Below are 22,076 nucleotides of genomic sequence, written 5' to 3' on the forward strand. Positions count from 1 at the left end.
ACCACGACACGTGCGTCCAGGAACCACGCGCCTTCTCTTGATGCCTTCCTAGGCGAAATTCCCCGTAGACACAATCACCTGTGCGTGACGACATCGTGACAGGCCTCCCCCCTGCGCAAATATATCCAATCGCGGTGCAGGACTCGCCCAGGCGTCTTACTTTGTCTGATCCACCAGGCTCAAAAGAACATCCTGTGGTCTGGCAATCCCGGTCAGCTCCTCCAGCTCCCGAGCCGCTTGCGGAGCAACACTCTGCGGAGAGAGCAACACGTAGGTCGCCAACGCCTCCACGCGTTCCGACTCCCCTCCATCGCCTGGAACCAACCAACGCTCTCGGTAGGTCTCGAACGAGTCCGCCACCAGGCCCACCGATTCGCGCAACACTTCCTCGGCAAATGCCTCTCTAAGAGCCGCCTCACTCGGGAGAGATTCGGCCCGGCGAGCCAGACCCAGCACCGGCTGAGCGGCGTGCCGGTAGCTGACACTACTTTTTGCGAACGCAATCCCCTTCTGCTCGTCCACATCGGCCCCCACCACCTGCACCCGGGCGTCGAACGCCCCCTCCAGAGACGCCCACTGTCCCACTACCTCGTAAAAATGCTCGCTGTAGACCGGCTCCTCCACATAAGGGGGCACCTTCTCCAACTCGAGAAACTGGCGTTCCATACTGTAGCGCGCATCGATAAGCGATTGGTGATAGCGGGACAGTCTCCGTTCGGAGCGCTCAATATCCGACTCCACAAACGTGGTCGATTCCCCGTCCCGGGTTCTACGGCGAAACTCCCGGCGATACTCCTGAAGCCGAAGCTCCTCCTTCGCGATGTCCCGTTCGAGCTCCAGCACATCTTGTTCACGGCTGATAAGCGCCGACCGCTGACCGGAATGCACAGGGTTCTCCACCATCCGCGTTCCGGACTGATACTCCTGGGAGCGCTCCTCAACCTCTTCCCAGCGTTGCAGCTCAGCGGGGCCACCGAGCAAGAGAAACTCACCCGCGAGTTCAAAGCCCTCTTCGCCGCCAAAGTCCACCGCGGCAAGCGACGCCCTCGCAGGTAAGCTCGCTCTGAGCCCAACGGCATTTACCAACGACGGTTCGACCACCTCCAGCGTCCACCCGTAGGCCCGCCGCACCTCGCTCGCGAGTTCTTCGGGCACCCCAACTAAGTCCCCCGACGCCACCAGCGACCGGGCAACCGCGCCGTAGAGTGCCGCACTCCCTGGACGTCCCTGCTGCTGAGCGGCTTGCGCGCGCTCTTCAAGCACCACCGCCCACTGCCCCTCCAACTCCGCGATGGTGTCGCCTATCGAATCTCTAAGCTCGGGAAACGCACGCGCATGCTCCAGCGCCACCCGCTGGGCCGCATCCAACACGTCGAGGCCTTGGCGAAAGCCTTCCCGACCCGCCCGGGAAAGCCCGACCTCCACCATCACGTCCCCATACCTTGCGGCGACTTCGCGGCGAAACTCACCCCCCTTGAGCAAGCCGAGCACGGTATCGATCTGAGAAATCACGTTGTACACATCCACCTCCCCCCGGCGGGCAGCTTCCAGCCGCGACAGCGTATCCCGCGAGAGCGCCCGCTCCGCTTCGAACGCCCGTTGGGCGGCCTCCTGCGAGCCAGGCCGCGCGACCTGGGCGTCGCGATAGGCGCGCAATGCAGAGACGTAGTCTCCCTGTGCAAAGTGTTCATCGCCCCCCTTGATCGACCTGCTGTGGGCGCAGCCAATCGACAGCGACAGCACCAAGATCACGACCAACCGATTGAACCGTCCTCGCAGAGACATCCTCTCCTCACTTCGAATATCGCGATTAATAAACCCTCCTGCCATCGCGATAGACGCAATGCAGCCGGAGTTCTTCAACTTAACTCCGGAATCCCTTGCTCCAGAACCAAAAAAGCCGCCCTCCGATAAGGAGGACGGCTTCTCTGACAATCATGGCGTTCCGAGATCAGGCTTCGACTTCCGCGCCTTCTTCGGTCACGAACTGATCGCGGATGTGCTCCGGATAACGCAGCGGCTCGGTGCTCTCAAGCGTAGAGCCGACGAAGGAAATCCGGGAGATCGGCGCGTTGTCGCCCTGGCGGTTCCCGATCTTAACGATGCGGGTGTAGCCCCCCTGACGTCCGGCGATATCATCGCGCTTGGCCAGGTCATCGATGAGCTTGGAGACAAGTTCCTTGTCACCAAGACGGGCCAGGAGCAGACGACGAGCGTGCAGGTCGCCACGCTTACCGAGCGTGATCATCCGATCGGCCACACGACGCAGCTCTTTAGCCTTGGTGTCCGTGGTCTGGATCATCTCGTAGCGAATCAGGCTCTTGGCCAGGTTGTTGAAGAGCGCTTTGCGGTGGGAAGTCTCCCGGCCGAAGCGCCGTGCATTAACTTTATGTCGCATCTTATTCCTCTCGCGCTTGCGGCATCTCGCCGCGCTTCGCCCGATTCAGCTCTTAGCTGCCTTCGGCCGTCTTCTTATCCAACTCTTTCGGAGGCCAGTTGTCGAGCTTGCTGCCAAGCTCCAGGCTCATCCGCTCGAGGATCTCTTTAATTTCCTTGAGCGACTTGCGCCCAAAGTTCTTCGTCTTCAGCAGTTCAGCTTCGGACTTCTGGACCAGGTCACCCACGTACTTGATGCCTGCGGTCTGAAGGCAATTAAAGCTGCGGACCGAGAGCTCCAGATCTTCAATGGGCTTGAGCAGGTTCTCGTTGAACTCCGGAACGTCCTCTTCCACGATCTCCGGCGGCTCAACGGTTTCATCAAAGTTGATGAAGATCGCCACCTGCTCCTTGATGATCTTGGACGCAAACGCCACGGCGTCTTCCGGCAGCACGCTGCCGTCGGTCCAGACTTCAAGGGTCAGCTTATCGTAATCGGTCCGCTGGCCGACGCGCGCGTTGGTGATCTGGTAATTCACCTTGCGAATCGGGCTAAACAGACTGTCGATGGCGATCACGCCCAGGCTGTCCTCTTCCGACTTGTTCTCATCGGCAGGAACGTATCCACGGCCCGAAGCGACCGTCAGCTCCATACGAAGCTTGCCGTTTTCCCCCACCGTCGCAATGTGGTGGTCGGGGTTGAGCACCTCAACATTGTGCCCGGTCTGAATATCAGCGCCGGTCACCGTTTTGGGCCCTTCGACGTCGATGACCACCACCTGTGTTTCGTCGCCATGAAGTTTCAGGCGAAGCTCCTTGAGGTTAAGAACGATGTCGGTGACATCCTCCTTCACCTCGGGCAGGCTGGTGAACTCGTGCAACGCTCCGTCGATTTTGATCTTGGTCACCGCCGCGCCAACGATGCTGCTGAGCAGGATTCTCCGCAGCGCGTTGCCGATGGTGATGCCGTAGCCGCGCTCGAAGGGCTCGCACACGAACTTGGCGTACGTGTCGGTCTTCGAACGCTGATCGATCTCAACCTCGCGAGGTTTAATCAGGTCGCGCCAGTTTCGATACATTTCCATTGCCTCCGCACCACAGAATCATCAACCAACGGGCCCAACGCTCCAGGGCGTCGGGCCCGAGTGCATCCACCTTTACTCGAGCTCGTCGATCAGACGCGACGACGCTTGGGCGGACGGCACCCGTTATGCGGCAAGGGGGTCACGTCGCGGATCACGGTCACTTTAAGACCGGCCGACTGCAGCGAGCGCAGCGCCGACTCACGACCGGGTCCCGGGCCCTTGAGGAAGACAGAAACCGACTTCAGGCCGTGCTCCTGTGCTTTACGCGCGGCGTCTTCCGCGGCGATACCCGCAGCGTAGGGGGTCGACTTACGCGAACCCTTGAAGCTACGCGAACCGGCACTGGACCAGGACAGGGTGTTGCCCGAGGTGTCCGTCAGGGTGACGATGGTGTTGTTAAAGGTCGCGTGGATGTGCGCAATGCCGTTTTGGACATTCTTACGCACGCGACGCTTGGTTCGTTGTTTCGGCTTAGCCATGATCTTTCTCCTTCGCCCGCCGGTCCGCTCAACGCCACAGGGGGCCGCTCTCGCGGCCGCCCGATGACGCGACGCTCACCTGAATCGGTGCGATCGTCGTTTTCTTATCTAAAGTTTAGCGCTTCTTGCGAACCATCGCGCGGCGCGGGCCGCGGCGAGTACGAGCGTTGGTACGGGTACGCTGACCACGCACCGGGAGCCCACGACGGTGACGAAGACCGCGGTAGCAGCCCAGGTCCTTGAGGCGCTTGATGTTCATCTGAACTTCACGGCGCAGGTCACCTTCGACCTGATAGCCGCGCTCAATCACCTCGCGGATACGCCGGATCTCCAGTTCATCAAGCACATCGGTGCTCGTGGAGGGATCGACCTCGGCTTTCTCCAGGATCTCTTTGGCCAGCGTGTGGCCGATCCCGTAAATGTAGGTCAGGGCGATATCAACGCGCTTTCGGCGCGGCAGGTCAACACCAGCAATACGTGCCACGTTATTCTCCTATCGATCTCTTTGAAATCCGCCGCCTACCAGCGCCTCCTACCTCATACGAGGTGAAAGCCCGGCGCCGCGAATCAACGTCTTAGCCTTGCCGTTGCTTGTGGCGCGGGTTTTCGCAAATCACGCGAACCACGCCTTTGCGGCGGATGATCTTGCACTTGTCACACATGGGTTTGACCGAGGGACGTACTTTCATCGTCGACTCCTTTGGTGGCCTGGTCTCAGGCCCTACAATCCCAGCGTCACGCCCTCTCAGAGGACGCGGCTGCGTCTAATTATTTCTCGCGGTAAACGATGCGGCCGCGGGTCAAGTCGTAGGGCGAAAGCTCTACGGTCACCGTGTCGCCGGGCAGAATCTTGATAAAGTGCATCCGCATCTTACCCGAGATGTGTGCCAGCACCTGATGGCCGTTCTCCAACTCCACGCGGAACATCGCGTTGGGCAGCGGCTCGATGACTTTTCCCTGAACCTCAATGGCTTCTTCTTTCGCCATAGAATCGTTTCCTCGATGATGAACTATGATCTCAACATGCCCTCAATGGGCGCACTCCACCCTCGCAACCGGGGCATGGCAAGGGGGCGTTTCATACACAGTGCCCTGTGGAAAGTCAAGCGACACACAACGCACGATCACTGCCCGGGCGCTCCCTCTGTGAGGAAAGCGACCGCGACAGTTCGATATACCCTTCGATCTGCATCTGATGATCTTTATCCGATCACTTTGCAGATCGATTCATTCACAGCATCGGGTGCCTGTTCTCCGTCGATGGATTCCAGGATCCCCACTTCGTCGTAGAACGCGATCAGCGGCGCGGTCTGAGCGTGATAGCCTTCGAGACGCTTCTTAATGGCCTCCGGCTGATCGTCATCGCGTTTAACAAGCCCTTGATGCCCGCACGCATTGCAGACGTCATCGGCATCCGGAGGCGTAAACGCTTCGTGGTACACCGCTCCGCAGGCCGGGCAACTGATTCGCCCGCCGAGGCGCCCGATGACCGCTTCATCGCTGACCACGATGTTTAAGACCGCATCCAGCGTAACCCCCATCTCCTGCAGGGCTTCGGCCTGGGCGCGGGTGCGGGGGAACCCATCGAGAATAAACCCGGCGCGGGCATCCTCCTCATCCAGGCGATCCCGCACGATCCCGATCACCACCTCATCGGGCACCAGCTGTCCGGCGTCCATGAATCTGGCCGCCTCCAGGCCCATCGTCGTTCCCTTGCGACGGGCCTCACGGAGCATATCTCCGGTGGAGATATGCGGAATCCCCAGATCTGCCGCAACACGTTTGGCCTGCGTGCCTTTGCCCGCGCCTGGTGGCCCGAGCATCATCAGTCGTCTCTTCGACATACGCTCCTCGTTGCGCTCAATGTGAGCGCGCTTTTAAATAGCGCAAGCGAACAAACCCACCGCAGGCGGTGGGTTTGTTCTTCGAGCCTTACGCTACAGCGCGCCCTTAGATGTTTTCAGGCTCATCCAGAGTACGCCCCTTAATCCGGGAGCTCCCCTCGGCCGAGCCCGGCCGCGCGCCAAAACCTTCGTAATGACGCGTGATAAGGTGGTTTTCAATCTGACCCACCGTGTCCAGGCCAACCACCACCAGGATGAGCAGACTGGTTCCACCGAAGTAGAAGTTCACGCCGAGCTCATCAATGAGGAAGTAAGGCAAGACGCATACCGCAGCCACATAAATGGAGCCCGCGGTGGTCAGGCGGGTCAGCAGTTGATCGATATACTCCGCCGTCTTCTTACCCGGACGAATCCCCGGGACGAAGGCATTGGACTTCTTCAGGTTATCAGCGATGTCCATCGGGTTTACCTGGACCGCCGTATAGAAGTAGCAGAAGAAGATGATCAACGCGCAGTAGATGACGTTGTAGCGCCAGTCCCCCGGAGTAAACACGGTCTGAATGAACTGACCGGCCGGGTGATCCTGGAAGTAACTGGCGATGGTCGTGGGGAAGATCAGCAGCGACATGGCAAAGATCGGCGGGATAACGCCGGCCATGTTTACTTTCAACGGCAGGTGGTGTGATTGCCCGCCGTAGATCTTACGTCCGACCATCCGCTTGGCGTACTGGAGCGGAATGCGTCGCTGAGCCGTCTCCATCAACACGATGAAGCCGGTCACGCCAATGGCAACCACCAGCAAGACGCCCACGGTAATCGTGTCCATCGCGCCGGTAGTGTACTGGGTGTAGGTCTGAAAGAGCGCGGTGGGGAACTGCGCGATGATCGCGCCGGTAATGATCAACGAGATACCGTTACCGATACCGCGTTCGGTGATCTGTTCCCCGAGCCACATCACAAACACCGTTCCGGCGGTCAAGGTGAGCACCGTCAACAGACGGAAGCCCCACCCTGGCGAGACCAAGAGTCCCAGCTCCGGATTCGAGTTGTGCATGTTTTCCAGGTAGAGCGAGATCCCGAATCCCTGAATGATTCCCAGAATCACGGTGCCGTAGCGCGTGTACTGAGTGATCTTCTTACGTCCCGACTCCCCTTCTTTCTTAAGACGCTCAATGGCCGGAACGACCACCTGCATCAGCTGAAAGATAATGGACGACGAGATGTAGGGCATGATCCCGAGCGCGAAGATGCTCATCATCTCCAGCGCGCCGCCGGTGAAAAGGTTTACAAGGCCCAGAAGTCCGCCCCCGTCCCCCGACATCATCTCTGACATCGAGCCCCGGTCTACACCGGGAACGGTAACGAACACGCCGATCCGATAGATCGCAAGGAGCCCCAGCGTAAACAGCAGGCGCCGACGCAGCTCAGGGATCTTCGGTATGTCTCGAAACTTACCTGCCACGTCAGATAACCTCTACACTGCCCCCGACGTTCTCGATCGCCGCTTTCGCGGACTTACTGAACTTGGCGGCTTTGACCGAAAGTTTCTTGGTCAGCTCACCGTTGCCCAGGATCTTGACGCCGTCGAGGTTTCGCTTGACCAGTCCCTTGGCACGCAGCGCTTCCACATCGACAGCATCGCCGTCGTTGAAGACACGCTCCAGGTCCTGAAGATTGATGATGGTGTAACGCTTCTCAAAGCGCTCGTTCGAAAAGCCGACCTTCGGCAGACGGCGGTGCAGCGGGGTCTGACCACCTTCGAAACGCGGGTGGACCGAACCGCCACTGCGGGACTTCTGGCCTTTCTGGCCTTTACCCGCGGTCTTACCCAGGGTGGAGCCGTGACCGCGACCGACGCGTTTGCGCTTACGGTTAGCGCCCTCGGGTGCTTTCAAGTTGCTCAAATCGGTCATGATTATTCCTCAATCGTTTCCACAGTCACCAGGTGCTGGACCTTGGCGATCTGGCCACGGGTGGTGGGATGATCTTCAACGACCACGCTATCACGAATCTTGCGCAGTCCCAGGCTATGGATGTTAGCGCGCTGACGTTCGGTCTTGCCGGCCAGGCCACGCAACAGGGTGACTTTAAGCTGAGCCATGGTTTGCTCCTGTCTCGAGAGATCACAGCCCTGAGGGTGCGAGCTCCCGGCTCATAGGTAAGGCCAACCGCACCACGACCGGACATATTCGCCGGATCGCGGTGAGGTTGCCCGAATCAGGCGTTAGCCTCTTCGCTGACATCCTGACCGAGGCGGCGGCGGTACTCATCCGGATCGCTGAGCTGCTTGAGCGCGTCCATCGTGGCCCGCACAACGTTATGCGGGTTGTTGGAGCCCAGGCTCTTGGAGAGGATGTTACCGACACCGGCGAGCTCGAGGATGGATCGCACGGCACCACCGGCGATGATTCCAGTACCGGCGCTGGCGGGCCGCAGAAGCACGTGACCGGAGTTAAACCGGCCCAGCGCTTCGTGAGGAATGGTGCCGTCGACCAAGGGTACCTTGATCATCGACTTGCGCGCCTGCTCGTTCGCCTTGCGGATCGCCTCGGGGACCTCATTGGCCTTACCGTGCCCGACGCCCACGCGTCCGTCGCCGTCTCCGACCACAACGATGGCGCCAAAACTGAACCGACGGCCACCTTTGACGACCTTCGAGACTCGGCTGATGGTGACGACCTGATCCCGGAATTCCGAGTCGGCGCTTCTTTTACGTCGTCCGTTTGCCACTGTGCCTCCCTATCAGAACTGGAGGCCCGCTTCGCGGGCCCCCTCGGCCACCGCCGCGACGCGACCGTGGTAGATGAATCCGTTACGATCGAAGACCACCTGCTCAATGCCCTTCTCTTTGGCACGCTCCGCCAGGAGCTTGCCAACTTCTTTGGCCTGAGCGGTCTTGTCGAGCTCGGCGAACTCCGAGCGCTTCTCTTTATCGTTACTTCCGGCGGCGGCCACGGTACGGCCATCGATATCATCGATAAGCTGCGCGTAGATACCGGCGTTCGAACGGAAGACCGTCAGGCGCGGACGCGCAGCGGTGCCCGTGATTTTCTTGCGAATGCGACGCTTGCGGCGAAGCCGGTTGCTCGCTTTATCGCTTTTGCTAAGCATGATGAAACCTCTTCAGTGAACCCGGCGCAGCGCAGCGCCGGGAGGCGATTAGGAGCCAGACTTACCAGCCTTACGACGGATGATCTCGTCGCTGTACTTGATCCCTTTACCCTTGTAGGGCTCGGGCTTGCGAAGGCTGCGAATCTTGGCTGCGACCTGGCCGAGGATTTCCTTATCGACGCTCTCCAGCGTAAGCTGGGTCTGGCGTTCGATCGTGGCACTCACATTGGCCGGCAGTTCGAACATGATCGGGTGGCTATAACCCAGGTCGAAACGGATGAACTGACCGCGCTGCTCTGCGCGGTAACCCACTCCGTTGATCTCCAGCGAGCGCTTGTAGCCCTCGGAGACACCCTGGACCATGTTCGCAACCAGGCTGCGCACCAGCCCCTGGAAGCTCCGCGAGTTGCGGGTTTCATCACGTCGGACGATGATGATTTCGCCGTCTTCAATCTTGACGTCGACTTCGGTACTCAGCTCACGGCTGAGTTCACCCTTGGGGCCTTTGACCGAGATGGTGTGCCCGTCGAGCGTGACGTCGACTTTCTCCGGAATGGTTACCGGCAGTTTACCAATTCGACTCATTTTAATCTCCCGAGGTCAAAGGCTCAGTAAACGGTGCAGAGAATCTCACCGCCGACCTTGGCCGCGCGAGCATCCGCATCCGAGAGCACGCCGCGCGAGGTCGAGAGGACCGCGAGTCCCAGCCCGTTCAGCACGCTGGGGATCTCGTTGACGCCAACGTAGACGCGGCGAGAGGGCTTACTCACTCGCTTAAGCGAGCGAATCATACCCACATCATCCTTGTCGTAGCGCAGCGACACGACGAGCTTGCCCTGGGGGCCCTCATCGACGCGCTCCACGCCGCCAACGTAGCCACGATCGGCGAGGATCTTGATGACCGCGTATTTCAGGTTACTGGCGGGCATCTCCACCGTCGCATGTCCGGCCTGCTGGCCGTTACGAATACGGGTGAGCATATCCGCTACCGGATCTTGCACCACTCCCATGATCACTCCTTGCTCAGTCCGGTTCCTCCAGCTCTCCGTGGAGCAGGCTCAGTGGGAGCCCACACCTCTGGCGAGGGGAAAGGAGGCCTGGACCGAAGTTTGCGCCTGCCTACGACCGACCCAAGGGGCCGATCAAAGCGTGCGCGTATTCAGGTCAACTTACCAACTGGCCTTGGTCACTCCGGGAAGTTCGCCGCGCAGGGCGAGCTCACGGAAGCAAATCCGGCACATGTCGAACTTACGAAGGTACGCCCGGGAGCGACCGCAGCGGGGGCAGCGGTTGTACTCGCGCACGGCGAACTTCGCCTTCTTCTTCGATTTTTCTACAAGAGCTTTGCGTGCCACACGTATCTCCGCGTGTCGGGCCGAACCAAACGATCAGGAGCGCGGGGCCTCGGCCGACCCACGCGCCCAACTTGCTTACTTGCGGAAAGGCATCCCGAGCTTACGCAGCAGGGCCAGACCGAGTTCGTCGTTTTCCGCGCTGGTCACGATCGTGACGTTCATCCCGCGGAGCTTGTCGACCTTATCGTAGTCGATTTCCGGGAAGATGATCTGCTCACGCACGCCCAACGAGTAGTTGCCGTGGCCATCAAAGGACTTCGGGCTGATGCCCTTGAAGTCACGAACGCGGGGAAGCGCCACGTAAATCAGACGCTCCAGGAATTCCCACATACGGTCACCACGCAGGGTGACTTTGACACCGATCGGCATGCCTTCACGCAATTTGAAGGTTGCGATCGAGCGACGAGCACGGGCGATCACAGGCTTCTGCCCGGTAATCGTCGCCAGCTCGGCGGCAGCGCCTTCGATGATTTTGGAGTTCTGGACGGCTTCGCCCAGGCCCATGTTCACCGACACCTTCTTGATGCGCGGAACCTTCATCGGGTTGGAGAGAGCATGCTCCTCCATCAGCGCGGGGACAATCTCATTTCGATACTTCTGTTCCAAAAACGCCATTTTGGTTCTCCATCGCTGGCAGGTTTCTGTACCACCAGCCTTGTACGGTTTTCGCGGCCAGAGCGCGCGCGCAGCCAGGCTGCACGGGCCCCGGAGGTTGGCGCCTCACAAAAAAAAGACGATGAAGACGACCTTCATCGCCGTACAGAGGGCGCCCTACTTAACGAAAGCGCCCGGGTGTGTCAAGCGCAACGAGCGCCCCGGATCCCCGGGGCGCTCGCTGTGGGTGTTACTTTAGTCGAAGATTTCTTCGGTCTTGGTGCTGTAACGCACCTTGGTGACCTTCGCCTCCGCATCACCGAAGCTGGCGACCGCGTCGCGCTTGGTGGTGAAGAGTTCACCATCTTTGCCGCGCCAGCGAGCGCTGGTGCGAACCGCACCGCCTTTCTTCTCGCTGTAGAGCGCGACATTGGACGCGTCGATCCAATTTTCCTGGTCGATGCGCGCACCGGCCTCCCCGGTGATGGGGTTGGGCTTGCGGTGCTTCACCATCATATTGCGACGGGCGACCTTCACCTTGCCGTTCTTGCGATCGACAGCGATCACTTCGCCGGTCAGCGAGCGATCTTTACCGGTGAGAATGATCACCTTGTCATTTTTCTTTACCTGCATCTCACTCTCCATCTTCCCGCGCCGGGACGCCGGCTGGCCACCCCTTAGAGGACTTCGGGCGCCAGGCTGACGATGCGCATGTATTCGCGGGCGCGCAGCTCACGGGCCACCGGCCCGAAAATACGAGTGCCCACCGGCTGGTTCTGGTTATCGATGATCACCGCCGCGTTGTCGTCGAAGCGGATGTAGGTGCCGTCGGGGCGTGCGATTTCCTTACGGGTACGCACGACGACAGCGCGCTTGACGTCGCCCTTCTTCACTTTGGAGTTGGGCAGCGCTTCTTTGACGGACACGATGATCGTGTCGCCAATCGAAGCGTAGCGGCGCTTGGAGCCACCCAGCACTTTAATGCACTGGACCTCACGCGCGCCGGAGTTGTCCGCGACGCCGAGTCGGGTTTGCATTTGAATCATGACCTACCTCGTCCGTCGAGGCCCTGGTCGCCCGCCGAAACCATCGATGATGGCCCGGGCGACCGGGGCGCTCAAAAGAACACTCCCAGGGGGGGCTTAGACCGCCGGGGCGCGCTCGATGATTTGCTTAACTCGCCAGCGCTTGTGGCGCGACATGGGACGAGTCTCTTCAATGAGGACCTTGTCACCGACGCCGCAGTCATTGGCCTCATCATGCACTTTGTACTTGAGACGCTCTTTGACGTACTTCTTGTACTTGGGGTGCATGTAGCGGCGAATGACGGCAACGACGACCGTCTTCTCCATCTGATTGCTGACCACGTGGCCGACGCGCGTTTTGCGCTGGCCACGCTCGGATGCCTGCTGTTCCGCTTCCATTTCTTGCTCCTAAACTTGGTACGCGTCGACGACGCGATCAGCCCTGACGCTCGCGCAGGATCGTCTCAACTCGGGCGATGTCGCGACGCGTCTGGCGCAGCTGGCTGGTCTGCTGGAGCTGACCGGTGTAGTGCTTCAGACGCATACGGAAGAGGTCATCGCGAAGCTGACCGGCCAATTCACGCAGTTCCTGTTCGTTCTTTTCACGCAGCTCTGCCGGCTTCATAGCACCTCTCCTCGCACGACGAACTTGGTCTTGATCGGCAGCTTGTGGCCGGCCAGGCGGAACGCCTCTTTGGCCATGACCTCAGGCACACCGTCCATCTCGTAGAGCACTCGACCGGGCTTGACGATCGAGACCCACATCTCCGGCGAGCCTTTACCTTTACCCATGCGGGTCTCGGCGGGCTTGCGAGTGATGGAACGGTCAGGGAATACGCGGATCCAGATCTTACCACCACGACGAATGTGACGGGTCATGGCAATACGAGCTGCTTCAATCTGACGGGCGGTCAGACGACCGGGTTCGGTCGCGATCATGCCATACTCGCCAAAGGAGACAGTACTCCCGCGGTAGGCCTTGCCTTTGGTGCGCCCTTTATGCGGCTTGCGCCACCGAACGCGCTTCGGACTAAGCATTGTGTCACTCCTTAAATCAATCTATGGCGCAGGGTCGGAAAAGGCCGACCCGGCGGCGCATCAGCGTTCGAGAACTTCGCCCTTATAGATCCACACTTTGATACCGATGATACCAAAGGTGGTCTTGGCTTCGGCGGTGCCGTAGTCGATATCGGCACGCAGGGTGTGAAGGGGTACCTGGCCTTCGAGGTACCATTCGCGACGGCCCATTTCGGCACCACCGAGACGGCCGGCGGCATTTACGCGAATGCCTTTGGCACCAAACTTCATGGTCGTCTGCACGGCCTTCTTCATCGCACGGCGGAAGCTGACGCGACGTTCCAGCTGCTGGGCGATGGACTCCGCGACGAGCTTGGAGTCGAGTTCGGCCTTACGAACTTCCTGAATGTTGACGAAGACTTCGCCTTCGGTCTTTTTCTGGAGTTCGTTCTTCAGACCTTCGATACCCGCGCCACGCTTCCCGATGAGGATGCCGGGCTTCGCGGAGTGGATCGTCACCTTGACCTTGTTGGCCAGGCGCTCGATTTCCACCGAGCTGATGCCGGTCGAGGAAAGGTTGGCGTTGATGTAGTTTTTAATTTCGAGATCTTCGTGGAGCCACTTGGCGTAGTTCTTCTCCTCGTACCACTTGGAGCTCCAGGGGCGGATAACCCCCAACCGAAATCCCGTAGGATGTACTTTCTGACCCAAAATCGACCTCCTAAAGACCGTATGGGACCGGCAGCGCGTTAGACGCGGGGCTGCAGGACCACGGTGATTTGACTGGTTCGCTTGTTGATCCGGGTCGCTCGGCCCTGGGCGCGCGGCATGAAGCGACGCAGGGTGGGGCCTTCATTGACATAAGCCTGAGCGACGTAGAGATCGTCGGTGTCCCAGTCGAGCTCTTCGCTGTTCATCACATTGTGAATCGCCGACTCAATGAGGTTGGCGACCAGCGGGGCGGCCTTCTTGGGCGTAAATTGCAAGATCTGCAGCGCCTCTTCGACCGGACGATTGCGGACCAGGTCGATGACGATACGAGCCTTGCGCGGCGCGATGCGAATATTCTGTGCGGACGCCTGGTTCGCACGGTGCGTCTTTCGTTTCGATTTGCTCATGGCAAAAACTCAACTCGATGAGCCGCCGCCCGGCCCCGAAAAAAGGGGCGGCCGGTCGGCGGAAAACTTGGCTCTCGTGACGAGGTATCGTGTGCACACATCAGGCCCGAGCTGGGAGACCAGCGCGGGCCAGACGGCTTAACGACGACCCTTGGCTTTGCGATCGGCGGCGTGCCCGTAAAAGGTACGCGTCGGCGCGAACTCACCGAGCTTATGCCCGACCATATTCTCGGTCACGAACACGGGGACAAACTCTTTGCCGTTGTGGACGGCAAAAGTCAAGCCGATGAACTCGGGCACGATCATCGAGCGACGACTCCAGGTCTTGATCGCGCGGCGGTCGCTGGTTTCACGAGCCTTGGTGACTTTACGCTGCAGACCCTGGTCAACGAAGGGTCCCTTTTTGACTGAACGTGGCACTGTGAATCTCCTTGGCGCAGGTCGCCCGACCCGCCGGCGTAAAAACGCCGGCGTAGGGCGAGCGATTTACTTGCGCGACTTGCGACGCTTGACGATGAACTTGTCGGTGCGCTTGTTGCTGCGCGTCTTCTTACCCTTGGTCTTCTTGCCCCAGGGAGTCACCGGATGGCGACCACCGGAGGTACGACCTTCACCACCACCGTGGGGGTGGTCGACCGGGTTCATGGCCACACCGCGGACCGAGGGGCGGAAGCCCTTCCAGCGGGTACGGCCGGCCTTACCGAGCGAGGTGGTTTCGTGCTCGCGGTTGGACACCGCGCCCACGGTCGCACGACAGGTCATCAGGACCTGGCGAATCTCACCGGAGGGAAGACGCAGCAGCGCGTACTTGCCTTCTTTGGCCATCAGCTGGGCCCAGGTGCCCGCGGAGCGAGCCATCTGGCCACCCTTACCCGGGCGCAGTTCCACGTTGTGGATAACCGTACCGGTGGGGATGTAGCGCAGACGCAGGGAGTTACCCGGCTTGATGTCGGCATGGGCGCTGGAGACAACCGTATCACCGACCGCAAGTTTCTGCGGAGCGAGGATGTAGGCTTTCTCACCATCAGCGTAGTGGAGCAGCGCGAGATAAGCGGTGCGGTTGGGATCGTATTCGATCGCCGCGACCTTCGCCGGCACACCGGTTTTGGTGCGCTTGAAGTCCACCTGACGGTAGCGACGCTTGTGGCCGCCGCCGCGATGGCGAACCGTCATGTGGCCCGAAGCATTACGGCCGCCCGAGCGGGTAATCTTCTCGGTAAGGGCCTTCTCCGGCTTGGACTTGGTGATCACTTCTTTGGAATCCGGAAGACGCAGGAAGCGCCGTCCCGGAGACGTGGGATTAAACTCTTTCATGGCCATCGTTATACCTGCCTTCTAAAACGCGATTGCGATATCCTGGCATCGGACCGAAGCGTCGGGGTCTCAGACCTCGCCGACAGCTTCCGTCCCCTCGAGCGCGTACAGGTCGATGGTCTGACCGTCGGCCACCGTCACGATCGCCTTTTTGAAGGCGGCGCGGCGTCCGATGTTTCGTCCCACACGCTTGGGCTTGCTGGGCATCACCAGGGTGTTGACCTTGACGACGTCGACACCGAAGAGCTTCTCGACTGCCTGGCGAATTTGGTACTTATTCGCTTTGCGGTCGACGCGGAACACGTACTGGTTGTGTTCGGCGAGTTGGGTGGTCTTCTCGGTGAGCGCCGGGCGAATGATGATGTCGTAGAGGTTGGTCATGACTGCAATGCCTCCTGAACTTGCTCGACGGCGCTGCGCGAGAGAATCACGTAGTCATAACGCAGGATATCCTCAACGTTGAGGCCCTCAGCCGCCAGGTACTTGGCGTCTTTGAGGTTGCGCACCGACAGGCGAAGATTTTCGTTGTGGGTAACCGAATTATCGCCTTCGTTGCGCGTGGTGACGTCGATAACCAGAGCGCGGGGCGCTTCCAGGGTATTGAGCGTTTCGATGGCGAGCTTGGTCTTGATCTGGTCGAGTTCCCAGTTCTCAACAACTTTGAGCTGACCCTTGCCCATCTTCATGCTGAGCGCCGAGCGCAGAGCCGCGCGACGCTTCTTTTTGGGCATCGAGTAGCCGTAGTCACGGGGGTGGGGACCGAACACGGTACCGCCGCCAACCCAGTGGGGCGCGCGGGTGGTACCCTGGCGGGCACGGCCGGTGCCTTTCTGGCGCCAGGGCTTCTTACCGCCACCGCGGACTTTGCCGCGGGTCTTGGTCTGGTGGGTGCCGGCACGACGCTTGGCGCGCTGCCAGTTGACCACTTCCCAGAACAAATGCTCGCGAACCGGAACCCCGAACACGCTATCCGCGAGTTCGATTTCGCCGGTCGCCTTGTTCTTCAAATCGACGACTTCAATTTTCATGATTTCTCCTGCGCCGCCCTGACTTGAGCTCGGACGGGCGAAAGAGTGGATTGATGGGCCCCCACTCGTGCGACGCGCAGATGCGTCTTACGAAGTAAGGAACCCGGCCATGGTGTTGACCGCAGATACGCTTGCCGGGTGAGGCAGGCGAAGCGCGATCAGGTCTTGATTTCGACGTCTACGCCCGCGGCAAGATCCAGGCGCATCAGAGCGTCAAGCGTCTGCTGCGTGGGATCGAGGATGTCGAGGATACGCTTGTGGGTGCGCATCTCGAACTGCTCGCGAGACTTTTTGTCGATGAAGGGGCTACGAAGAACCGTCCAGCGGTTGATGCGAGTGGGAAGGGGAATCGGTCCCGCAACCCGCGCACCGGTGCGCTTGGCCGTCTCAACGATGTCGGCTGCCGACGCGTCGAGCAGCTTGTGGTCGTACGCCTTCAGCTTGATTCGAATTTTCTCATTCGCCATGTCACAAACCTCGTCAACTGACCTGTCTTTAGGCCAGAATCTGCGAAACCCAGCGGTTAGCGCAAAATTCAAGGCTCCCTCAAAGCCAGGTCCTGCCTGTGGTCGAGGAGACTCAACCGGAGGGAACCAAAAATCCCGTAACACCGCGTCGTTGGCGGCGTTCAGGGCCGTCGTATGCGGTAAACTCCCCGGCGCCCAGGCTCAGGGAGTGCGGACCATACAGTAGGGGTTTTGCGAGATCAAGGTAGAAATCGCTTTTGTCCCCTGCCCTTGCGGTCCATCAAAGGATCAGTCCGGGTAGATTCCCATCATGCGGTTGATCAACGCCTCACTGATCGCTTTTGGCACGATCTCATAGTGCGAGAAGTGCATAGAATAGCTTGCTCGTCCCTGCGTGCGACTGCGCAGGTCGGTGGAATAGCCGAACATGGCGGCCAGCGGCACATCGGCGCTGATCACCTGTGATCCGGTACGAGGCTCCATGCCGCCGACCGATCCGCGTCGGGAGTTAATGTCTCCAATCACATCCCCCATAAACTCTTCGGGAGTAACGATTTCAACACTCATCATGGGTTCGAGAAGCCGAGGATCGGCATCGCGAATCGCGGTTTTCACGGCCATCAGCGCACAGATCTTAAAGGCCATTTCACTGGAGTCGACTTCATGAAATGCGCCGTCCACAAGTTCGACGTGGAGGTCGACCACCGGATAGCCAGCGATCGCGCCTGCTTCGGTGGCTTCACGCACTCCACGCTCAATCGCCCCGAAGAACTCGGCCGGGATCGCGCCTCCCTTGATCGATTCGGAGAAGGTGATCCCCTGACCACGCTCGTTGGGAGAGACCTTAATGGCGACTTCGGCAAACATGCCCTTGCCTCCGGTCTGACGTTCCAGACGCTCACGATGCTCAAAGGGCATTCCAACGGTCTCGCGATAGGCAACCTGGGGTTTGCCAACATTGGCGCCAACTTTGAACTCCCGCAGCAGGCGGTCGACAATGATTTCGAGGTGGAGCTCCCCTTGGCCGGCGATGATCGTCTGGCCGGTTTCCTCGTCGACTTTGACCTGGAAGCTGGGATCTTCGACGGCGAGCTTTTGGAGGCTCTCCGCAAGTTTGCTCTGGTCAGCGACTGTTGCCGGTTCAATGGCGATCTCGATCACCGGCTCCGGGAAGTCGATGGCTTCAAGCACCACCGGGTGATGCTCATCACTGAGGGTATCGCCGGTGGTGGTGTTGCGCATGCCGACCACGGCCGCGATATCGCCGGCGCGGACTTCATCGATCTCTTCGCGACGGTTGGCGTGCATCAGCAGGATGCGCCCGATGCGTTCCCGTTTCCCCTTCGTGGCGTTGTACGTGGAACTCCCCGAGGAGAGCACTCCGGAGTAAACACGGAAGTAGGTCAGGTGGCCGACGTAGGGGTCCGTCATGATCTTGAAAGCCAGCGCGCTAAAGGGCTCCTTATCCGTCGCCTCACGACGAATCTTATCTTCCTCACCAGGCTCGCCCTGCCCTTCGGTTAGACGTTTGTACGCGTCAGGCGTCACGCCCTCGATCGCCGGGATATCCGCCGGTGCCGGGAGGTATCGGATCACCGCGTCGAGGAGCGGCTGTACACCCTTGTTCTTGTAGGCGGAACCGCAGAATACCGGGACAATCGCCAACGCGAGGGTCCCCTTCCGAAGCGCTTGACGAATCTCGTCTTCTGCGATCGTGTCGCCTTCGAGGTACTTCTCCATGAGCTCTTCATCCAGCTCGGCACAGATCTCAAGCAGCTCTTCGCGTGCGAGCAGCGCCTCGTCTTTGAGCTCTTCGGGAACCTCCAGGATATCGAAGTCGGCACCGCGGGATTCGTCATGCCAGACAATGGCACTCATTGTGATCAGATCGACCACGCCGCGGAACCCATCTTCGATTCCTATCGGGATCTGCAGACGAACCGGACGCGCGTTGAGGCGATCCTCCATCATCTGAACAACCCGATCCAGATCCGCCCCCACGCGGTCGAGCTTATTGACAAAGGCAATGCGCGGCACCTTGTAGCGGTCCGCCTGACGCCAGACCGTTTCAGACTGAGGCTCGACACCACCAACGCCGCAGAACACGGCGATCGCACCGTCGAGCACGCGCAGCGATCGCTCAACTTCCATGGTGAAGTCGACGTGGCCGGGGGTGTCGATGATGTTAATGCGGTGCTTGACGTCGCTGATGGACCAGTAACAGGTGGTGGCGGCGCTGGTGATGGTGATCCCGCGCTCACGCTCCTGCTCCATCCAGTCCATCTCGGCCGCGCCATCATGAACTTCACCGATCTTATGCGACTTCCCGGTGTAAAAGAGGATGCGCTCGGTGGTCGTGGTCTTACCGGCGTCGATATGCGCCATGATTCCGATATTGCGGGTCTTTTCGAGAGGTAGACTTCGTGCCACGGTCACCCTGCCTGTTGAGAGGTCGCAGTTAGAAACGGTGAAGACAGACGCAAGGGCCCGTCTCACTTTGGGGATTGGATCTTGCCACGCCTTGCCCGAGAGCAAGCGAAGGCGATGAAACGAGAAAACCCGGTCAGGCCATATCGACTCAAGGGAGCGATAGGGACCTCACCGGGTCTTCGGGGGGCACCGTCCGATGCGCCTGATGAAACCTATGCGCGTCGGGGGTGCCCGGCGCTTATCTTACCAGCGGTAGTGCGCGAACGCGCGGTTGGCCTCAGCCATACGGTGCACGTTTTCTTTGTTGCGCACGGCGGTGCCGCGGTTGTTGGACGCGTCGAGAATCTCATTGGTGAGCTTATCGACCATCGTCTTTTCGTTGCGGGCACGCGCGGCCTGAATCAGCCAGCGGATGGCCAGGGCGGTACGCCGTTCCGGGCGCACTTCCACGGGCACCTGGTAGGTGGAACCACCGACGCGGCGCGAGCGGACTTCGACCATCGGACGCAGGTTGTCGATGCTGCGCTTGAACACGCGCAGGGGATCTTCGCCGCCGGTCTTGGACTCGATCACATCGAGGGTATCGTACATGATCTGCTCGGCGGTGGACTTCTTACCGTCGCGCATCATGACGTTGACAAACTGGGTGATCAGCTTGTCGTTGAACTTGGGATCCGGGAGGATCGGGCGCTTCTGAACCACTCTTCTTCTTGGCATGACTTAGGCTCTCAATTCGTTGGTGCGAAGGCCCGACACAGGTCGCTTAATACGCGCCACCGGGCAGAACTCGCGAAACATCCGGGGGCTAACTTTAGCGCGGCTTCTTGGTGCCGTACTTGCTGCGACCCTGGCGGCGGGCCTGAACGCCAACGGCGTCAAGGGTACCGCGGACGATGTGGTAGCGCACACCGGGGAGGTCTTTGACACGGCCGCCGCGGATGAGCACGACGCTGTGCTCCTGAAGGTTGTGGCCTTCACCGGGGATGTAGCTGGTGACTTCCATCCCGTTGGTCAGACGCACACGAGCGACCTTACGAAGCGCGGAGTTCGGCTTCTTGGGGGTCGTGGTGTAGACGCGGGTGCAGACACCACGCTTCTGCGGGCAGCTCTTAAGAGCCGGCGCCGTCGTCTTGGCGACAATCTTTTTGCGACCTTTGCGAACCAGTTGGTTAATCGTGGGCATACATGTACCTGTTTGGCGCGCCGTTTCACTGGCGCGGTGCACCATATTCGGAGACATCACCGTCGGAAGGGCTGCTTACCCTATCGGAGGGTGACGGGCAACTTGGAGCGGCGAATTTCATTAACAGAAGCCTCCCCAGACCGTGTGCCAGGGCACAGCGAAGGCCGGGCCGAAGGGCTTCGGACGGCGGATTATAGAAAGGCGCCTTTCGATGTCAAGTGTGGATCAACACTTCGCGCGGTGGCGGGGCCAGCAGCGCCGCTGAGCGCCTCGATGGGCTGGTAGGTGTGGTCTGCTCTGACGAAGAGGAGCTCAGGATCGGTCGGCGATCCGAGTTCCAGCCAGGCATGCCCTTCGAGGCGTGGTTGAAGGCGAAGCCCCACCTGGAGGCGAGCGTAGAGCCCGCGTCTGGCGAGCATGTGGCGGGCGGCGAGTGCACGGGGCGCGCAGCGCGCGTTGGGGATCAGGCGGGAGGCGCGCAGCGTGGCGCGCTCGATCTTGCGGGCGATCGCCAGATCGTACTCTCCCAGGTCCCTATCGGGCGCTCTCGTTGAGCCGGTGTCTTTTGCCAGGCGATCGGCGATCCTCCGCGCGCGATCCCAGCCCAGAGCTTCGATGCCCAGGTAAGCGATCCCTACGGTGGCCACCGCTTCCACGTGAAGCCAGGCAGTCATTCTCCGGGTCATGGTTGCCCCTTGCCCTCGGAGTCCGGCTTAGCAAGCAAGTGCTCAATTGCGGCGATCTGGCAGAGTGTGTGGGACGAGCGCCGAAACGCGATCTCGGTCATCGGAGTCTTGCGCAGTAAGCGCATCGCCCGGCGAAAGCGCGCGCGATCCTCGGAGTGCTCGGGCCGGGAGAAGCCAAAACACTGAGCCAGGCCGAGGGCCGCGACCTGCGCACCCCGTGGGGTATAGAGGCGATAGTCAGAGTCGGCGATCGCCTCGCTACTCAGGGCCACGATCTGGTGGAGCCTGATCGCACGCCCCGTGGAAGACGCCGCCGGGAGGCTGAAGATGCGTTTATGATCCGGAGTCGGTGTGGGGAAAGAGGCACTTGCCTCGGGGATGGCATCGTCGGCCAGGGCCAGTCGGAGGGCGGGTGCGCCGGCCAGGATGACCTGACGCTCCACATCGATCAGCACCAGATCATCGGCCAGAAGACTGGCTCCTTGTCGCCACAGGGCCAGCGCGGTGGTGCTTTTGCCCGCACCGGAGTCTCCAATGATGGCGATGGCCTGCTCCTGGGGGAAGTGCACCGCGCTGCCGTGCAACGCAATCAGCGGGCGTGTGGTGGTGAGCAACGCAATTGGCAGCACCACCCGCTCCAGCAGGGTATCCAGGCTCCAACTGCCACGCGCTGCGGGTTGATAGCGGATGTGCGCGACCAAAAGATCAAACGAAAAGCGCCAGCCCGCGTAAGTGATGGTGCCCTGCCCGGGCGCGCGCCGATGAACGATCAGGCGTTCTCCACCGGGGTGATCTTCGACGTCGTGGATGCACTCGCCCTCTCCTTCTGCGACCGGAGCCCGGACGATGTTCAGGATGTCGCCAGGAGCGTGGTGGGAGGTCACTTGGGCCGGAGCAAAACGCAAGGCCTGATCGCAACCCACGAGCTGATCGAAGATTCGGTAACTATGCATCCCGGGCATGA

The 22,076-nt window shown here is 60.3% G+C and carries 34 protein-coding genes; all 34 read right to left on the reverse strand.

Annotated elements, in window-relative coordinates; genetic code table 11:
• Positions 1-156 precede the first annotated feature (156 nt).
• Positions 157-1,785 (reverse strand): hypothetical protein, encoded by a 1,629-nt coding sequence (locus DL240_RS02055; RefSeq protein ID WP_111728191.1) that lies wholly within the window; start codon positions 1,783-1,785, stop codon positions 157-159.
• 166 nt (positions 1,786-1,951) lie between these two features.
• Complete coding sequence (gene rplQ, locus DL240_RS02060; RefSeq protein WP_111728192.1) at positions 1,952-2,398, reverse strand: 50S ribosomal protein L17; 447 nt, start codon at positions 2,396-2,398, stop codon at positions 1,952-1,954.
• A 52-nt stretch (positions 2,399-2,450) separates the two neighbouring features.
• Positions 2,451-3,455: a DNA-directed RNA polymerase subunit alpha gene (locus DL240_RS02065; RefSeq protein WP_111728193.1), complete on the reverse strand. Its 1,005-nt coding sequence runs from the start codon at positions 3,453-3,455 to the stop codon at positions 2,451-2,453.
• A gap of 95 nt (positions 3,456-3,550) precedes the next feature.
• Positions 3,551-3,940, reverse strand: a complete 390-nt coding sequence (rpsK, locus tag DL240_RS02070) for a 30S ribosomal protein S11 (protein WP_111728194.1) — start codon at positions 3,938-3,940, stop codon at positions 3,551-3,553.
• A 115-nt stretch (positions 3,941-4,055) separates the two neighbouring features.
• On the reverse strand, positions 4,056-4,424 hold the full coding sequence (gene rpsM / locus DL240_RS02075; protein WP_111728195.1) for a 30S ribosomal protein S13: 369 nt from the start codon (positions 4,422-4,424) through the stop codon (positions 4,056-4,058).
• Between the two features lie 91 nt (positions 4,425-4,515).
• Entirely contained in the window at positions 4,516-4,629 is a 114-nt protein-coding gene (gene rpmJ, locus DL240_RS02080) for a 50S ribosomal protein L36 (RefSeq protein WP_111728196.1), read from the reverse strand.
• Between the two features lie 79 nt (positions 4,630-4,708).
• Entirely contained in the window at positions 4,709-4,927 is a 219-nt protein-coding gene (gene infA / locus DL240_RS02085) for a translation initiation factor IF-1 (protein ID WP_111728197.1), read from the reverse strand.
• Positions 4,928-5,142: 215 nt separating this feature from the next.
• Positions 5,143-5,784: an adenylate kinase gene (locus DL240_RS02090; protein WP_111728198.1), complete on the reverse strand. Its 642-nt coding sequence runs from the start codon at positions 5,782-5,784 to the stop codon at positions 5,143-5,145.
• Between the two features lie 106 nt (positions 5,785-5,890).
• On the reverse strand, positions 5,891-7,246 hold the full coding sequence (gene secY, locus DL240_RS02095) for a preprotein translocase subunit SecY (RefSeq protein WP_111728199.1): 1,356 nt from the start codon (positions 7,244-7,246) through the stop codon (positions 5,891-5,893).
• A gap of 1 nt (position 7,247) precedes the next feature.
• Positions 7,248-7,697 carry a 50S ribosomal protein L15 gene (rplO, locus tag DL240_RS02100; RefSeq protein ID WP_111728200.1) on the reverse strand — a complete coding sequence of 150 codons (450 nt, stop codon included), beginning with the start codon at positions 7,695-7,697 and terminating at the stop codon, positions 7,248-7,250.
• A gap of 2 nt (positions 7,698-7,699) precedes the next feature.
• Positions 7,700-7,885, reverse strand: coding sequence for a 50S ribosomal protein L30 (gene rpmD / locus DL240_RS02105; protein ID WP_111728201.1), 186 nt, complete (start codon positions 7,883-7,885; stop codon positions 7,700-7,702).
• 116 nt (positions 7,886-8,001) lie between these two features.
• Positions 8,002-8,514 (reverse strand): 30S ribosomal protein S5, encoded by a 513-nt coding sequence (gene rpsE / locus DL240_RS02110; RefSeq protein ID WP_111728202.1) that lies wholly within the window; start codon positions 8,512-8,514, stop codon positions 8,002-8,004.
• Between the two features lie 12 nt (positions 8,515-8,526).
• Entirely contained in the window at positions 8,527-8,895 is a 369-nt protein-coding gene (gene rplR / locus DL240_RS02115) for a 50S ribosomal protein L18 (protein ID WP_111728203.1), read from the reverse strand.
• 48 nt (positions 8,896-8,943) lie between these two features.
• A complete protein-coding gene (gene rplF, locus DL240_RS02120) occupies positions 8,944-9,480 on the reverse strand; it encodes a 50S ribosomal protein L6 (protein ID WP_111728204.1) in 537 nt (178 codons plus the stop codon).
• A 23-nt stretch (positions 9,481-9,503) separates the two neighbouring features.
• Complete coding sequence (rpsH, locus tag DL240_RS02125) at positions 9,504-9,896, reverse strand: 30S ribosomal protein S8 (protein WP_111728708.1); 393 nt, start codon at positions 9,894-9,896, stop codon at positions 9,504-9,506.
• Positions 9,897-10,064: 168 nt separating this feature from the next.
• Positions 10,065-10,250 (reverse strand): type Z 30S ribosomal protein S14, encoded by a 186-nt coding sequence (locus DL240_RS02130; protein ID WP_111728205.1) that lies wholly within the window; start codon positions 10,248-10,250, stop codon positions 10,065-10,067.
• A 75-nt stretch (positions 10,251-10,325) separates the two neighbouring features.
• Positions 10,326-10,865, reverse strand: a complete 540-nt coding sequence (rplE, locus tag DL240_RS02135; RefSeq protein ID WP_111728206.1) for a 50S ribosomal protein L5 — start codon at positions 10,863-10,865, stop codon at positions 10,326-10,328.
• Between the two features lie 234 nt (positions 10,866-11,099).
• On the reverse strand, positions 11,100-11,477 hold the full coding sequence (gene rplX / locus DL240_RS02140) for a 50S ribosomal protein L24 (protein WP_158542293.1): 378 nt from the start codon (positions 11,475-11,477) through the stop codon (positions 11,100-11,102).
• 44 nt (positions 11,478-11,521) lie between these two features.
• Entirely contained in the window at positions 11,522-11,890 is a 369-nt protein-coding gene (gene rplN, locus DL240_RS02145; RefSeq protein WP_111728208.1) for a 50S ribosomal protein L14, read from the reverse strand.
• A 96-nt stretch (positions 11,891-11,986) separates the two neighbouring features.
• Positions 11,987-12,268, reverse strand: a complete 282-nt coding sequence (gene rpsQ / locus DL240_RS02150) for a 30S ribosomal protein S17 (protein ID WP_111728209.1) — start codon at positions 12,266-12,268, stop codon at positions 11,987-11,989.
• Between the two features lie 37 nt (positions 12,269-12,305).
• Positions 12,306-12,494 carry a 50S ribosomal protein L29 gene (rpmC, locus tag DL240_RS02155; RefSeq protein WP_111728210.1) on the reverse strand — a complete coding sequence of 63 codons (189 nt, stop codon included), beginning with the start codon at positions 12,492-12,494 and terminating at the stop codon, positions 12,306-12,308.
• The gene (gene rplP, locus DL240_RS02160) at positions 12,491-12,907 is read right to left on the reverse strand and encodes a 50S ribosomal protein L16 (RefSeq protein WP_111728211.1); all 417 of its coding nucleotides are present in this window, start codon (positions 12,905-12,907) and stop codon (positions 12,491-12,493) included. The genes rpmC and rplP overlap by 4 nt, the downstream gene beginning before the upstream one ends.
• A gap of 60 nt (positions 12,908-12,967) precedes the next feature.
• Positions 12,968-13,597 carry a 30S ribosomal protein S3 gene (gene rpsC / locus DL240_RS02165; protein ID WP_111728212.1) on the reverse strand — a complete coding sequence of 210 codons (630 nt, stop codon included), beginning with the start codon at positions 13,595-13,597 and terminating at the stop codon, positions 12,968-12,970.
• 38 nt (positions 13,598-13,635) lie between these two features.
• Positions 13,636-14,004 carry a 50S ribosomal protein L22 gene (rplV, locus tag DL240_RS02170; protein WP_111728213.1) on the reverse strand — a complete coding sequence of 123 codons (369 nt, stop codon included), beginning with the start codon at positions 14,002-14,004 and terminating at the stop codon, positions 13,636-13,638.
• Positions 14,005-14,142: 138 nt separating this feature from the next.
• Positions 14,143-14,424, reverse strand: a complete 282-nt coding sequence (gene rpsS, locus DL240_RS02175; protein WP_111728214.1) for a 30S ribosomal protein S19 — start codon at positions 14,422-14,424, stop codon at positions 14,143-14,145.
• Positions 14,425-14,490: 66 nt separating this feature from the next.
• Complete coding sequence (gene rplB / locus DL240_RS02180; protein WP_111728215.1) at positions 14,491-15,324, reverse strand: 50S ribosomal protein L2; 834 nt, start codon at positions 15,322-15,324, stop codon at positions 14,491-14,493.
• A 63-nt stretch (positions 15,325-15,387) separates the two neighbouring features.
• Complete coding sequence (gene rplW, locus DL240_RS02185) at positions 15,388-15,699, reverse strand: 50S ribosomal protein L23 (RefSeq protein ID WP_111728216.1); 312 nt, start codon at positions 15,697-15,699, stop codon at positions 15,388-15,390.
• Entirely contained in the window at positions 15,696-16,349 is a 654-nt protein-coding gene (gene rplD, locus DL240_RS02190) for a 50S ribosomal protein L4 (protein ID WP_347342241.1), read from the reverse strand. The genes rplW and rplD overlap by 4 nt, the downstream gene beginning before the upstream one ends.
• Before the next feature lie 155 nt (positions 16,350-16,504).
• Positions 16,505-16,813 (reverse strand): 30S ribosomal protein S10, encoded by a 309-nt coding sequence (gene rpsJ / locus DL240_RS02195; RefSeq protein WP_111728218.1) that lies wholly within the window; start codon positions 16,811-16,813, stop codon positions 16,505-16,507.
• Positions 16,814-17,101: 288 nt separating this feature from the next.
• Positions 17,102-19,243, reverse strand: a complete 2,142-nt coding sequence (fusA, locus tag DL240_RS02200; RefSeq protein WP_111728709.1) for an elongation factor G — start codon at positions 19,241-19,243, stop codon at positions 17,102-17,104.
• Positions 19,244-19,486: 243 nt separating this feature from the next.
• Positions 19,487-19,960 (reverse strand): 30S ribosomal protein S7, encoded by a 474-nt coding sequence (gene rpsG / locus DL240_RS02205; protein WP_111728219.1) that lies wholly within the window; start codon positions 19,958-19,960, stop codon positions 19,487-19,489.
• A 94-nt stretch (positions 19,961-20,054) separates the two neighbouring features.
• On the reverse strand, positions 20,055-20,426 hold the full coding sequence (gene rpsL, locus DL240_RS02210; protein WP_111728220.1) for a 30S ribosomal protein S12: 372 nt from the start codon (positions 20,424-20,426) through the stop codon (positions 20,055-20,057).
• Between the two features lie 191 nt (positions 20,427-20,617).
• Entirely contained in the window at positions 20,618-21,100 is a 483-nt protein-coding gene (locus DL240_RS02215) for a lasso peptide biosynthesis B2 protein (RefSeq protein ID WP_158542294.1), read from the reverse strand.
• A gap of 8 nt (positions 21,101-21,108) precedes the next feature.
• The gene (locus DL240_RS02220) at positions 21,109-22,074 is read right to left on the reverse strand and encodes a phosphoenolpyruvate carboxykinase (ATP) (protein WP_146618052.1); all 966 of its coding nucleotides are present in this window, start codon (positions 22,072-22,074) and stop codon (positions 21,109-21,111) included.
• Positions 22,075-22,076 lie beyond the last annotated feature (2 nt).

This window comes from Lujinxingia litoralis (assembly GCF_003260125.1).
In the GTDB taxonomy this organism is placed as follows: domain Bacteria; phylum Myxococcota_A; class Bradymonadia; order Bradymonadales; family Bradymonadaceae; genus Lujinxingia; species Lujinxingia litoralis.